This is a genomic window from Paenibacillus sp. LX16 (genome assembly GCF_036252815.1).
Classification (GTDB): domain Bacteria; phylum Bacillota; class Bacilli; order Paenibacillales; family Paenibacillaceae; genus Paenibacillus; species Paenibacillus polymyxa_B.
In genome coordinates this window covers 65,976-80,236 of the sequence record NZ_CP141152.1, presented here as the reverse complement: position 1 = coordinate 80,236, position 14,261 = coordinate 65,976, and the positions used below count along the sequence as shown (strand labels likewise).

The window sequence follows — 14,261 nt, the reverse complement described above, 5'->3', positions numbered from 1 at the left end:
ATATTTTTGTAAATATTTACATTCCGATGACAGAATCACCCACCTACCGGAAGTAACCACTTCATTTTCACCAACAATGACTCTTCCGATTTGAACATCCTGAGTGACCAGCCAGATATCATCTAAGTGTAAGCCTTAACCTTTATAGACTACGCTTTTGTTTTTTGGGAGCTAAAGTATAGCTAAAGGAGACAACAAAGTCGATTGCCAGAACAATTGCCCATGTTTGCATAATGCCCTCCAAAGACATCGTACGCTGAGGATCATCAACATACACAATGATGGCGAGCAACAAAGCATTACCTATAGCCCAACCCAAAAGGTGAAGCAACCAACCTATCCGTTCCTCTTTTGCATGAGCAGCACCATACTTGCGTTCAGGCTTGGGTCCCTTACCAAACCAATGGGAGAACCGTACATCCGCCCACTTAATTAACCTATGACCAAATGCTACTGTAATACCAAAATAACAGGCCGCCAAGCCAGTAGCAGTCGTAATCTCCATGCCACTTTTCACCGTGATGAACACCGCAATCAGTAACAGGATATCAATAATGGGGGTAAATAGTAAAAGAAGACCGCCTAACTTCTTCAAGCCAAACATATACCTTGCGATCAAGCCTGCAACAACAAAAACCCAAAATAAAACTTCAGCACTAATAATAAATAAATACATAATAGATGATTCCTTTCAAATTAGAAATTGGTATTCACCTCAACTATCCCCCTTTCACGCCCACTATCATACAATATTATACATAATATTCCTAGTATTTTGTCTATAATTACATAAAAGGAAACAAATAGCCGTTTTTTTTGCGAAAAACAGTATCTGTTCAGACCATTCCGTTTTGTTCTCAAAATGGACATTTTACATGATATGCTCCCCATAAAGAATGATGATGATCTGAAATGAAAAAAGATGTACCTATGCTAATCAGCACGGGTACATCTTTTTTACAGATACACTATCCAATTACAATATGCCCTTCGGGACGACGGTACAATGTCTTGGTCGAGCGTGGACGAATGGCATAGGCAATCGTAAGAGGACCAATTCGACCAATAAACATGGTCACACAAATAATCAACTTGCCTGCATCAGACAATCCTGGCGTCACTCCTACGGACAAGCCTACCGTTCCGATTGCGGAAGCAGCCTCAAATGCCAGGGAGAGAAATGGGGCATCCTCTGTCATTAAGAGCAGTATAACCACAATCGAGAATATAAATAGGGCTAGTACAATAATGGTCAGCGCCCGCATCATGATATCTTTGGGGACCCTATGACGGAAAAACACGATTTCCTTCTGTCCTCGCATGACGGCGATTAGCGCACCTACCATAAGCAGAAACGTAGTCGTTTTGATTCCTCCTCCAGTGGAGCCCGGAGAAGCACCGATAATCATCAGCAACATAATAAAAAACTGACTTGCCTGCCTTAACCCGCTGATATCGACTGTGCTCGTACCTGATGATCTCGTGGAGACCGATTGAAAGACAGCTCCATATACTTTGCCTTCCCAGTTCAGCGCGCCCAAGGTTCGTGCATTGGTAAACTCAAAAATAAATATAACCAGCGCACCAATCACAATGAGCACTCCCGACACGCTTAGCACCATTTTGGAGTGTAGAGACAGTCTCCGGGTACGGCGAAAATCGAACAGATCACTAAGTACAAGGAAACCCAAGCCTCCTGATATAACGAGCACAGATGCAATCATATTGAAAACAAAATCTCCAGCGTACTGTTGGAAGCTAGTCCCGAACAAATCGAATCCCCCGTTATTAAAGAGGGATACGGAATGGAATATTCCATAATATATCGCTTGTCCGACAGGCATCTCTCGCATCCACCGCAAAGCTAAGACGACGGCAGCTATCGCCTCAATGGTGAAAGAAAAGATCAGCACCTTGCGAATAATACGCACGATCCCTTCCATGCTATCGGCATTAATAGCCTCCTTAAGCAGCAACCGATCCTTTAACGATAATCGCCGCCCCAACAACAGCGCAAACAAGGTCGCTAAGGTCATAAACCCCAGCCCGCCTAGCTGCATCAGCACCAAAATGACGGTTTCGCCAAACATCGTATACGTTGAATCGACGTCAACAACGACCAGTCCTGTAACACAAGCGGCTGAGACGGACGTAAAAAGCGAATCAATCCAATGCGGAACATGACCACTATGATTGGCAACAGGAAGCATCAGTAGCAAAGTACCCAATGCAATAATCAATAAATATCCGATGACCAATATAAAAGGAGGCGATGCGAACCGACTAAGCTTGACGCTGCGTTTCATTAGAGTATTCTCTCCATCCATTCTTATGAAAAAGAGGAACAAGACACGGGAAGCCCGGCTGATCCTCTATATTCATAATGTTATGTTATTCTACTGTTGGTTACGCATATGCGGGAAAAGCAGCACATCGCGAATGGAAGGCGCATCTGTCAGCAACATAACCAAACGATCGATGCCGATGCCCAGTCCGCCTGTTGGCGGCATACCGTATTCCAAGGCACGGATAAAGTCATCATCCATTTCATGAGCCTCATCGTTACCGTGCTCACGTTCCAGCAATTGTGCTTCAAAACGTTGGCGCTGGTCGATTGGATCATTCAACTCAGTGAACGCATTCGCATGCTCACGAGCAACCACGAACAGCTCGAAGCGATCCGTAAACCGCGAATCTTGTTCGTTTTTCTTGGCCAACGGCGAGATTTCAACCGGATGTCCAGTAATAAAGGTCGGTTGAATAAGCGTTTCCTCTACGAACTGCTCAAAGAATGCATTCAGGATATGGCCAAATGTCATATGCGGTTCAACCGAAACTTTATGCTCTTTCGCAAGGCGATGAGCTTCTTCATTACTCATCTGCACGCTAAAGTCTACGCCTGTTACTTCTTTAACAGCATCCACCATGGAGACTCTGCGCCATTGCGGCGTCAGATCCACTTCCTGGCCTTGATATTGAATGTGCTGTGTGCCCAGTACTTCCTGCGCAATATGTGCAACCATGTTTTCCGTCAATTGCATGATATCTTTATAATCAGCATACGCTTCATACAGCTCAATCATCGTAAACTCAGGGTTATGGCGGGTCGAAATACCTTCATTACGGTATACACGCCCGATCTCATATACTTTCTCCATTCCACCGACAATTAGTCGTTTCAAATGGAGTTCAATAGCAATACGCATATAAAGCTGCATGTCCAATGCATTATGGTGCGTAATAAAAGGCTTCGCCGCCGCCCCGCCAGCAATGGAATGTAAAGTTGGGGTTTCAACTTCCAAATAGCCGAGCGAATCGAGATAACGGCGCATGGATTGAATAATACGGGACCGTGTAATGAACGTTTTTTGTACTTCAGGGTTCATAACCAGATCGACATACCGCTGACGGTAACGCAATTCAACATCCTTCAGGCCATGATATTTCTCTGGTAATGGATACAAGGATTTGGACAAGACCTCAATATCCAGTACTTTGATTGTCGTTTCGCCTGTTTTGGTCTTAAAGAGCACACCCTTAACACCAACAATATCGCCCAGATCCAAAATACCAAATGCCTTATATTTGGATTCAGGTACCGTATCTTGACGAACATAAATTTGAATACGTCCGCTGAGATCCTGTATATGAGCAAAGCTGGCTTTTCCCATCACACGTTTAGCCATAATACGGCCTGCTATGCTAACTTCAATATTCTTTTCTTCCAGTTCTTCCTTAGTCAAACTGTCATACTTGCTCAGTAGTACGCCCGCTTCAGCTGTGCGTATGTATTTGCGTCCAAAAGGATCAATGCCCAGTGAGCGAAGCTCGTCCAATTTGGCACGACGAATTTGCAATAATTCACTTAATTCCTCGCGATTTTCTTGTGATTCCTGGTTAGTAGTTTCATCCGACATGGTGCTAAATCAGCTCCTTCAATATGAATAGACGGGCCGGGGTCCGTCCGGGTGTAGAGAAAAAAAGCTTCCACAAGGAAGCTTTTACATTAAATTCCAAAGTCCGTGTCTTATTTCTTGATATCCACGATTTTATATTGAATAACGCCTGCTGGAACGGTGACATCCACAACAGTTCCCTTTTTCTTACCGAGAATTGCCTTGCCAACCGGACTTTCATTCGAAATCTTGTTCTGTAGCGGGTCGGATTCGGCGGAGCCTACGATAGCATACTCTGTAATATCTCCGAATTCCAAATCTTCGACGGTCACAGTTGCGCCTACTCCCACAACATCGGTGTCAATTTCATCACTATTGATAATGCGGGCATTACGTAGCATCTTTTCCAACGTAATTACACGGCCTTCAATAAAGGCCTGCTCATTCTTCGCATCCTCATATTCGGAGTTTTCACTAATATCTCCGTATCCGATGGCTACCTTAATCCGTTCAGCCACTTCGCGGCGTTTGACAGACTTTAAGTTCTCAAGCTCATCTTCGAGCTTTCTAAGACCTTCCTGTGTCAGAATGACTTCTTTATCGCTCATCTCAACCGATTCTCCTGTCATGGGAAAAGTTTAAAAGTGCATCGGAATGCACGCTTTCAAAACATAATATGCCACTCTGAGGGAATGAGAACATTTCCTGCTGTTGTCTTGAGAGCTGCACACAATTTGTAGCATACATCAAGATTTTATACTGAACGATTATAGGGCAAGCAATTGGAAAAGTCAATCGCGTGCACAGGCCGGAACAGCTTCCTTATTGCGCAACAACAGCAGGAGAAGCAGCGCTTGTAGAAGCCTCATCGTTATCTACCATGTGCAATTGAGATACAAATTGATCCAAAATGCGCACCATATCGTCGCGCTTTGTTTCTTCCATAATGACATCCTTAATACGTGCAGAACCTTTAATCCCTTTGAGGTACCAAGCCAGATGCTTACGCATTTCACGGACAGCTACTGCTTCACCCTTCAGTGCAACCAGACGATCCATATGCAGAATGGCAATACGAATTTTTTCTTCCGGTGAAGGATCGGGCAACAGCTCGCCCGTTTGCAGGTACTCAATCGTACGGTAGAGCATCCACGGATTCCCCAGAGCGCCACGTCCGATCATAACGCCATCACAATTGGTCAAATCCAGCATGCGGCGGGCATCTTCCGGTGATGCCACATCACCGTTTCCAATTACAGGAATGGAAACTGCTTCTTTAACTTCTTTTATAATATCCCAATTCGCATGTCCCGTATACAGTTGCTCCCGTGTACGGCCATGTACGCTAACGGCCTGACCTCCGGCACGTTCAACAGCGCGAGCGTTCTCTACGGCATAAATATGCTCGCTATCCCAACCAATACGCATTTTCACGGTAACCGGCTTGCTTACCGATTCCACTACCGCCGATACCATTTCATAAATCTTGTTTGGATCGAGCAGCCAACGAGCACCTGCGTCACATTTGGTCACTTTGGGAACCGGGCAGCCCATATTGATATCAATAATATCTGCATTCGTTTCCTGATCTACCACCTTCGCTGCTTCCACCAAAGATTCGCGGTCTCCCCCGAAAATTTGTAAGCTAAGCGGCTTCTCACGCTCATCTACAAACAGCATCTCGCGCGTACGCTTGTTTCCGTGAATGATCGCCTTATCACTAACCATTTCTGCACATACCAGACCTGTACCGAATTCCTTGGCGATCAGGCGAAAAGCAGGGTTACACACGCCTGCCATCGGAGCCAGAACGACTTGGTTTTTCATTTCAATATCGCCGATTTTCAACATATTTGTTCACCCCTTTATTCTTTCTTTTGTATCGTCACTTATCGTCATTCCGTCAGTTCCCGGACTTCAATTTCTAGCGTTTGGGCGATGATGTTCAGCATGTCTGGGTCTACTGTACGATTGCCTCGCTCCACAGCACCTAATACAGTCAAAGATATACCAGTACGCTCTGCCAACTCCTGCTGTGTGAACCCTTTTAACTTCCGAAAGGCGCGGAGTCGTTGCGCCAGCTGCATGTTTTCCAAAGCTGTATGCCGTCCTTTCCATCCACAGAATTCAATGCAGTATGCACGATACTGTACAGACCGGACGGATCTTGGTTCGGAACGATGTCAGCCAAAGGAACCAGCACAAAAGCACGCTCCAACATACGAGGGTGAGGAAGCTCCAAATCCGGTGTAGCCAGTTGCGCCGCTCCCATCCATAACAAGTCCAGATCAATGGTTCGTGGACCATTAGGAATATGTCTTACTCTCCCCAGACGACTCTCCACCTCCAGCATATATACCAGAAGCTCCTCTGGAGCAAGTGTTGTAGATACGGCTACCGTCATGTTCAAAAAAGAAGGTTGATCCAGATACCCAACAGGCTCTGTTTCGTACAGGCTGGAGCACCGCAGCACCCGTATACCCGGATGTTCGTCCAGCGCCGTAATGGCTTCATACAGGGTATGCTCGCGCTCCCCCAAATTAGCCCCTAAAGCAATATAAGCCTCTGATGCCTCAGAGGTCGAATGTGCATTCATGTATCGTTCCTACTTTCTTGCGCGATAAAGCTCAACCGTCACGCCCTGAAAATGAATATCAAACGGCGGATGCGGCTTCGTGACTTTGACAGTCAGTGCATTGACACTAGTATAAGTGTCCAGTAGGGAAGATGCAATACGTTCGCCCAAAGCTTCAATCAATTGGTAAGATTCCTTTTCTACAATATCTTTAACGGTGTAATGCACCTCGGCGTAATTAACCGTTTTGTCCAAAGCATCCTGCTCACCCGCTTCACGCAGATCAAGCTCCAGTTCCAAATCAATATAGAAACGTTGTCCCAGCTTGCGCTCCTCTGGAAAAACGCCATGATATCCGTAATACTCCATACGATGCAAAACCATTTTATCCATCGTGGGTAGACCCCCTGTTTTTTATTTCAATTTTTTATAATAAATTTCTCTCTAAAAATACAGTGACTTTATGGCGCGTTGTAGCGGAATGAAGGATTTGAATCCGAAGAAGCGGAGCGTTCGCCTTTGCAATCGCAGGATCAAATCATTCATGAAGCGTCTTCTAACCACCATAACTCAGTGCATTTTTAGACCCGTACACCATCGCATCACACATACGTACGGTGCGCTTGATTTGTGCCACATCATGTACACGCACAATCTGGCACCCTTGAGCAATGCCAAAAGCAACAGTAGCCGCCGTGCCCTCCACCACATCATTCACAGGCAAATCCAGTGCTGTACGAATAAATCTTTTGCGTGACGTAGCCAATAACAGTGGAAAGCCTAGCTGACTCAATGTATCGAGAGAAGTCATGGCATGGATATTTTCATCATAATCCTTGGCAAAACCGATGCCTGGGTCTAAAATGATCTGTTCCTCACGTACCCCCGCATCCAGCGCTAATCGGATACTCTCTTTTAAATCAGACAGCATATCAGAAACCAAATCACTATAGTTACGGTCATGACGATTATGCATCAAAATGACCGGGCAATCGAATTCCGAAGCTACACGTGCCATATCAGGGTCTGCCTTAAACCCCCACACATCATTAATGATATGTGCGCCAGCCTCGAGTGCCTTTCTGGCTACTTCGGCTTTGTAAGTATCTACAGATAACGGAATGTGCGGTGCGATACGATGAATGGCCTCGACGACCGGTATGACCCGAGCCAATTCCTCTTCCACACCTACCGGATCATGACCCGGACGGGTAGACTCCCCACCAATGTCAATGATATCGGCTCCATCTTCCACCAGCTTCAATGCATGTAAAACAGCAATCTCAGGACTATAATGTAATCCTCCATCGGAAAATGAATCCGGGGTCACATTCAGTATACCCATGATCTGTGTGGAATGTCCGAGCGTAAGCTCGGCATCCCCCATTCGGTAACTACGTTGATAAAGGGTCGGTATGTTCACTTGATCCCTGCTTTCTGTCTATAATCGTGCAACAGCAAAGCTGTTATGGACCTGGGCTGCGTCAAGGGAACCGATACATGGTTCGTTGCTCCTTCCGGCTCCAACAACAAATCCACGGGCCGTATTTCTTGTATAGAGTTGGTCATAAAAACTTCATCAGCCTGTTTCAGCTCGTCCCAGCGGTACAAACCTTGCTTACAAGGAATGTCTCGCAGATGCGCCAGCTCCAAAATGAATTCACGCGTAATGCCTGGCAGAATTCCTGTAGACAAGTCAGGGGTATACAGCGTATTATTCCGCACAAAAAACAGATTGCTGACCATTCCCTCCGCCAGATAACCATTGGCCGTAAGCATCATTCCTTCAGCCTTATAACGGACAGCCTCGGCATACTGCTGAAGTTCCCGCTTCGCAAGAATATTATTCATATAATGGAGCGACTTTAAACGAACCTCACCCTCTGGAGTGTTTCTGGGGGTTCGCAACAACTGAAGCGCCGATGGGGAAGTGGATTGCCCGGTTTGTGCATTGGTAGAGGGCAACGGTTTCGCAAACAAAATATGGTTGGGGCGCGTATAGTCACCCGTCGGCAAACCTAGCGCCTCTTCACCCGCTGATACGGTGTAACGGATATAGGCTTCATCCAGTCCATTCGCCACCATCAGATGTTGGATGTGTCTCGTAAGTTGCTCCTCATCCGGTTGAAAAGGAATGCCGAGCATTCGGCAACCTTCCTGCAGTCGATGCAGATGTCGATCCAGCAAGAATGGGACACCCTTGTAGGTGCGGAATGTTTCAAACAAGCCCATTCCGTATAAAAAGCCGTGATCACTTACGTGAATCACGGCTTTTGCGGCTTCCGTGAGGACGCCATTGACTCCGATATATTTCATGAATCAGACGCCTACCTTGCGTTTTAGGAAATTGCGTAATAATTGATGTCCGTAATCCGTAATAATGGATTCTGGATGGAACTGTACTCCTTCTACGGCAAATTCTTTATGCCGCAAACCCATAATTTCACCTTCTGCGGTTTCAGCGGTAATCTCTAAACACTCAGGCAGACTCTCGCGTTCCACCAGCAATGAGTGATACCGGGTTGCTGTGAACGGAGAAGGCAAGCCCTCAAATACCGACGTATTGTGATGAAGAATCGGTGATGTTTTACCGTGCATGAGTCGTTCAGCCCGGATAACCTTACCGCCAAAAGCCTGTCCGATGGCCTGATGACCGAGGCAAACGCCAAAAATCGGAATGCGACCTTTAAAATGGCTGATCACATCCAGTGATATCCCTGCCTCATTCGGCGTGCATGGACCCGGCGAGATCAAAATATGCTCTGGTGCCAGCTCTTCTATGCCTTTCACATCAATCTCATCGTTTCGTTTTACGGTTACTTCTTCGCCAAGTTCACCCAAATATTGAACAAGATTGTACGTAAACGAATCATAATTATCAATCACCAAAATCATACGACTCACCCTCCTGTGATACCGCTTCTCTCAAAGCGGCTTCTTCTTCACCACATTGTACCGCCTTCATGACAGCTCTGGCCTTGTTCCGACATTCCCGATATTCCCTGTACGGGTCTGAATCAATGACAATCCCCGCACCTGTCTGTAAATAGGCAGTGCTGCCTTTAACAGCTAGTGTTCTTATTATAATATTTAATTCCATATTGCCGTTATAGTCAATCCATCCAAGGGACCCTGTATAAGGCCCCCGACGAACGGGCTCTAATTCTTCAATAATTTCCATGGTACGCACCTTGGGTGCCCCGGTAATGGTTCCACCTGGAAAGGTAGCAGCAATTACATCTATAGCTGTACGACCCGGGGCTAATTTTCCCTCAACTTGAGATACCAGGTGCATAACGTGCGAATAGTATTCGACAGTCAGCAGTTCAGGCACATGCACCGATCCGTATTCGGCAATCCGTCCGATATCGTTACGCTCCAGATCAACGAGCATAATATGCTCGGCGCGTTCTTTTTCGCTTGATAGAAGCTCGGCTGCCATAGTGGCATCTTCATCCGGTGTTAGCCCCCTTCTTCTCGTACCTGCAATAGGTCGGGCGCTCACGCGTCCATCCTCCAGCTTTACCAACAATTCCGGCGAGCCACTGACGATCCGTAAATCTGGCATACGCAGCATACCCATATAAGGGGAAGGATTCAGCAGACGAAGCCATTCATATATATTTTCAGGGAGGGCTGTAAGCGCACGTTGCTGACGAATCGACAAGTTAACCTGGAATACATCCCCTTGGGCAATGTATTCCTGCACACGTCTTACGGCATGTTCAAAATCTTGTTGGTTGAATGCCGCTGTCCAACCATCTGATTCTTGATGAGCAGCCTCTAACCCCTCTTCGGCAAGCCTAGCACAACGAAGAGGATACGCAGGATCAACCTCTCCTGCATTTATGATGTTCTTCCACTGGGTCAGCATACGTTCTGCACGTTGGGCAGCTTCCGCGTAATGCTCGCAAAGTATGGAATTTGGCCCATCCAGTATAACGCGATTGGTTAAATCGGTATCACGGCTGACTTTATCGGAATGCGCAGGAGCAGGCATATGAACAGCACAATATATACAGGATTTTTCGTGGTCGTAAATCCATAGCTCATCCACCCTCATCCATACATAATCAGGTATGCCGGTATCGTCTGCAGCTTGAGATGGCAGACGCTCCAATGAGCGAGCTACATCGTAGCCAAGATAACCCGCAAATCCTCCAGAGAAAAAAGGCATGCCAGGTACACGCGGTGCACGGTAAGGAGCGATCCAGTTGTTCATGATTTTCAAAGGTTGACCATGTAGATCTCCATGCTTCCCACTTTGCAAATCAGTCCAAACTGCATGTTCTCCCTTGCCTTCCAATATAGCAACCGGATTTAAGGCCAGATAGGTGTACCTCCCACCTTTAGCGCTCTCCAGCAAAAAAGCATATGGCGAGGAATCCTCCCAAGCCTTCCGCCACGATGACGGTAGCCCTCCCACGGGTAATGGGTACTCAGCGATATAGGGAAGTATGCTCCAGCCTTCCTCCTGCCAAACCTGCCACTGCGCCTCCGTCACTCTAGCTGTCGATTTCATCCGTGTGTGCTTCCCCTTCCCTACTTTTCAATAAGTCTACATTCTCTCCTTAAAAAGAAACCCCCACTCCCCTGCAACAGGGAAATGAGGGAATCCTTACGTATAGTATACACAATTACGACATAATTACAGCTCGAAATTGTATAGTGGTGTACTCAGGTAACGTTCTCCATTACTTGGAATAATGACAACGATCCGTTTACCCTTGCCCAATCGCTTAGCAAGTTTCAAAGCCGCATGGACAGCCGCGCCAGATGAAATACCGGACAAAATGCCCTCTTCCTTGGCCACTCTACGTGCTACCTCGAAAGCTTCATCGTTTTCTACATGAATAATTTCATCATAGATATCACGGTTTAAAATTTCAGGAATAAAGTTGGCACCCAACCCTTGGATCTTGTGGGGTCCTGGCTTACCGCCTGCTAACAGCGGGGAAGAGGCAGGCTCTACAGCCACAACTTTAATATCAGGGAATTCTTTCTTAAGCACCTCTCCGGCACCAGAAATGGTTCCGCCAGTACCTATTCCCGCTATAAAAGCGTCCAGAGTTCCGCCAATGGAACGAATGGCTTCTACAATCTCAGGACCGGTCGTTTCACGGTGAATTTTGATATTAGCTTTGTTCTTGAACTGCTCAGCAGCAAAATAATCCGGATTTTCACTCAGCAATTCTTCCATTTTCTTAACGGACCCATTCATGCCTTCTGATCCTGGTGTTAACACAAGTTCGGCTCCATACGCACGCAACAAATTACGACGCTCTATGCTCATCGTTTCTGGCATAACGATTACTGCCTTATAGCCCTTCGCAGCAGCTACCATAGCCAAGCCGATTCCTGTATTACCGCTTGTTGCTTCAATAATGGTACCACCTGGCTTAAGCAGACCTTCACGTTCAGCTTCTTCTACCATGCTAATCGCAATACGATCTTTTACACTGGAGCCTGGGTTCTGATATTCCAGTTTCAAATAGATTTCGGCGCTATCTTCCGGTACGATCCGGTTGAGGCGAACGAGGGGTGTTTCTCCGATAAGTTCGGTAATGTTATTAACAACTTTAGCCATGATAATTCCTCCCTGACTGTAGATGATATATTAAAAATTGCGAAATCATATTGTAGATCATTCTTAGTCAATTACTTTAATTTTGTGCCGTTCATTAATTTCCGATAAAAATAGTTGGTTTTATACGCTAATCATAACAATCTTCAATTCCAATGTCAATACGAGTAAATAAGCAGCGATGCTGTCAACCCGCGTTATCAGCATCGTGCTTCCTTCAAACCAATATTCTTTCACTACGTTACAGAGAAGCTTAGGATGCTTTCTTTCCAGATAAAATACGCGCTCCATATTTATCACGCAGACTCTTCTCGACCTCTTCCAAAGGAGCGGCTTGTGCAAGCGCAAGAGATCGGCGAATTTGCTGGCGGATCTGCTGCTTATCCGGAGAATTCTTCAACCGGACATCCTGTACATAAATGACAGCATAGCCATCGTTAACAGAGATCGGACCTGCAACATCCCCGGAGTTTAGCTCTCTCGCCGCCTCCATGATCGCCTCCGGTTGAAATGGATCATATTCATCCACCCATCCCAGCTGTCCACTGCTATCTTTGTCGAAAGGCTTACCTGAATGCTCTTGAATCAGCACATCGAAGCTCTCCCCCTGCTTAACCCGATCTAGCAACGCTTCTGCTTCCTCCGCATTATCCACATAAAGAGCTGCCAATTGGATCTGCTTACCGACGGCAAATTCCTCAGGATGCTGCTCCCAATACTCGTCAATCTCAGCTTCCTGAACCTGAATACCCTGCGTGGCTATTTTCTCCAAACCAATCCGGTATTCCGCTTCATTCCGCAAATCAACCGGACCTAATCCAAACTGTCGCTGCATTTCATCAAAATAGGCATGATCTGAGTCATACCCTTTACTATCCTGCTCCAGCACCTGCTGTAGATCCTCTTGGGTGATCTTGATACCGAGACGCTTGGTTTCAGCCTGCACGGCTTTACGATTCAACATTTGCAACAGCGTATTGGTTCCATATCGCTTTTTCAGTTCCGCTACCCACTGTTCCTCCGATATGCCTTCCTGACCCATCTCCGCCACAGTATGATCGCCGTCATCCTTGCTTACATCACCCGGCTTTGACAGCCCCCGAAGCATGATAAGACCACCCAAGGCGGCGACGCTAACGGTCAGAATAATGACAGCTGTCCATAATCCTTTTTCCCGTGTAGTCATCGCTTGCACCGCCCATCCGGTTAGGCTTTGGCTTGATCTAACAGATTTTGCAATTCATCTTTATTAAACTGATAAGCCTCATTACAAAAGTGACATACGACCTCAGCCTGTCCTTCTTCTTCAATTAACTGCTCTAATTCGCTTTCTCCCAAACTGATCAATGTTTTTTCCACGCGCTCACGTGAACACTCACATTGAAAATGGATATCCAATTCATCGAGAATCCGAACGTCCGGCAGCATCCAGCGCAGCATTTCATCCAGTTCCAACCCTTGATCCAGCAAAGCAGTAACGGGTGGAATGGAGCTGACTGCATTTTCGATCGCAGTAATCTCATCATCATTCAAGCCTGGAAGCAACTGAATAATAAATCCACCGGCTACAATAACCGAGTTATCAGTATCTACCAACACACCCAAGCCCACCGCTGACGGGGTCTGTTCCGATTTGGCAAAATAATAGGTAAAGTCCTCACCCAGTTCACCGGAAATAATCGGAGTACTGCCGCGATACGGTTCTTTTAACCCCAAATCCTTGATGATATGAATGAATCCCTCTGTACCTACGGCACCCGCTACATCCAGTTTACCCATACTATTGCTCGGCAAATGCACATGCGGTTCAGTAACATAGCCACGTACCTCACCTACAGCATTGGCATCCACGATGATTTGCCCAATTGGTCCATCACCTTTAACTTGAATGGTCAATCGCTCTTTGCCTTTTAGCATAGAACCCATAATAGCACCTGCTGTGAGGGTCCGCCCCAAAGCAGCGGTAGCCGTTGGATACGTATCATGTCTTCTCCGTAATTCCTCTACCAATTGAGTTGTGCGAACAGCAAAAGCTCTAACCCTTCCATCCATGGCTGTGCCACGAATAAGTCGATCCTGCTTATTTTCCATATTGATATCCTCCCCTATTCTCCAGAACAGCTATGCTGCTTATTTTCGTTAGTATTGCTCATCATTGAAGCATAATTTCCTATTATATAAACAACCTGCATCGACAGATCACGCG

Annotated in this window: 14 protein-coding genes and 1 pseudogene; all 15 read right to left on the bottom strand. The window is 46.3% G+C overall.

Annotation, left to right across the window (positions count from 1 at the left end):
* Positions 1–142: 142 nt before the first annotated feature.
* The 15 genes and pseudogenes from T3H97_RS00380 to hslO all read right to left on the bottom strand — a co-directional run bounded on the left by T3H97_RS00380 (position 143) and on the right by hslO (position 14,146).
* Positions 143–676: a hypothetical protein gene (locus tag T3H97_RS00380; protein ID WP_165179770.1), complete on the bottom strand. Its 534-nt coding sequence runs from the start codon at positions 674–676 to the stop codon at positions 143–145.
* 292 nt (positions 677–968) lie between these two features.
* Positions 969–2,306 (bottom strand): TrkH family potassium uptake protein, encoded by a 1,338-nt coding sequence (locus T3H97_RS00375; protein WP_328801391.1) that lies wholly within the window; start codon positions 2,304–2,306, stop codon positions 969–971.
* 90 nt (positions 2,307–2,396) lie between these two features.
* Positions 2,397–3,917 carry a lysine--tRNA ligase gene (gene lysS / locus T3H97_RS00370; protein ID WP_328801390.1) on the bottom strand — a complete coding sequence of 507 codons (1,521 nt, stop codon included), beginning with the start codon at positions 3,915–3,917 and terminating at the stop codon, positions 2,397–2,399.
* Positions 3,918–4,027: 110 nt separating this feature from the next.
* Positions 4,028–4,504 (bottom strand): transcription elongation factor GreA, encoded by a 477-nt coding sequence (greA, locus tag T3H97_RS00365; protein WP_013308160.1) that lies wholly within the window; start codon positions 4,502–4,504, stop codon positions 4,028–4,030.
* Between the two features lie 214 nt (positions 4,505–4,718).
* Positions 4,719–5,747 carry a tRNA dihydrouridine synthase DusB gene (dusB, locus tag T3H97_RS00360; RefSeq protein WP_328801389.1) on the bottom strand — a complete coding sequence of 343 codons (1,029 nt, stop codon included), beginning with the start codon at positions 5,745–5,747 and terminating at the stop codon, positions 4,719–4,721.
* Between the two features lie 44 nt (positions 5,748–5,791).
* A complete protein-coding gene (locus T3H97_RS00355) occupies positions 5,792–5,992 on the bottom strand; it encodes a helix-turn-helix domain-containing protein (RefSeq protein WP_025719314.1) in 201 nt (66 codons plus the stop codon).
* Positions 5,944–6,492, bottom strand: a complete 549-nt coding sequence (gene folK / locus T3H97_RS00350) for a 2-amino-4-hydroxy-6-hydroxymethyldihydropteridine diphosphokinase (RefSeq protein ID WP_025719316.1) — start codon at positions 6,490–6,492, stop codon at positions 5,944–5,946. The genes T3H97_RS00355 and folK overlap by 49 nt, the downstream gene beginning before the upstream one ends.
* A gap of 9 nt (positions 6,493–6,501) precedes the next feature.
* Positions 6,502–6,864 (bottom strand): dihydroneopterin aldolase, encoded by a 363-nt coding sequence (gene folB, locus T3H97_RS00345; RefSeq protein WP_023986457.1) that lies wholly within the window; start codon positions 6,862–6,864, stop codon positions 6,502–6,504.
* A gap of 163 nt (positions 6,865–7,027) precedes the next feature.
* A complete protein-coding gene (gene folP / locus T3H97_RS00340) occupies positions 7,028–7,894 on the bottom strand; it encodes a dihydropteroate synthase (protein ID WP_025718318.1) in 867 nt (288 codons plus the stop codon).
* Complete coding sequence (locus T3H97_RS00335) at positions 7,891–8,787, bottom strand: aminotransferase class IV (protein WP_328801388.1); 897 nt, start codon at positions 8,785–8,787, stop codon at positions 7,891–7,893. The genes folP and T3H97_RS00335 overlap by 4 nt, the downstream gene beginning before the upstream one ends.
* A 3-nt stretch (positions 8,788–8,790) precedes the next feature.
* Positions 8,791–9,366 carry an aminodeoxychorismate/anthranilate synthase component II gene (gene pabA, locus T3H97_RS00330; protein WP_013308153.1) on the bottom strand — a complete coding sequence of 192 codons (576 nt, stop codon included), beginning with the start codon at positions 9,364–9,366 and terminating at the stop codon, positions 8,791–8,793.
* Between the two features lie 5 nt (positions 9,367–9,371).
* A pseudogene (locus T3H97_RS00325) lies at positions 9,372–10,993 on the bottom strand (anthranilate synthase component I family protein).
* 126 nt (positions 10,994–11,119) lie between these two features.
* Positions 11,120–12,058 carry a cysteine synthase A gene (gene cysK, locus T3H97_RS00320; protein ID WP_134903395.1) on the bottom strand — a complete coding sequence of 313 codons (939 nt, stop codon included), beginning with the start codon at positions 12,056–12,058 and terminating at the stop codon, positions 11,120–11,122.
* A gap of 250 nt (positions 12,059–12,308) precedes the next feature.
* On the bottom strand, positions 12,309–13,241 hold the full coding sequence (locus T3H97_RS00315) for a peptidyl-prolyl cis-trans isomerase (RefSeq protein WP_272639580.1): 933 nt from the start codon (positions 13,239–13,241) through the stop codon (positions 12,309–12,311).
* 20 nt (positions 13,242–13,261) lie between these two features.
* Positions 13,262–14,146 (bottom strand): Hsp33 family molecular chaperone HslO, encoded by an 885-nt coding sequence (gene hslO / locus T3H97_RS00310; protein ID WP_103049285.1) that lies wholly within the window; start codon positions 14,144–14,146, stop codon positions 13,262–13,264.
* Positions 14,147–14,261 lie beyond the last annotated feature (115 nt).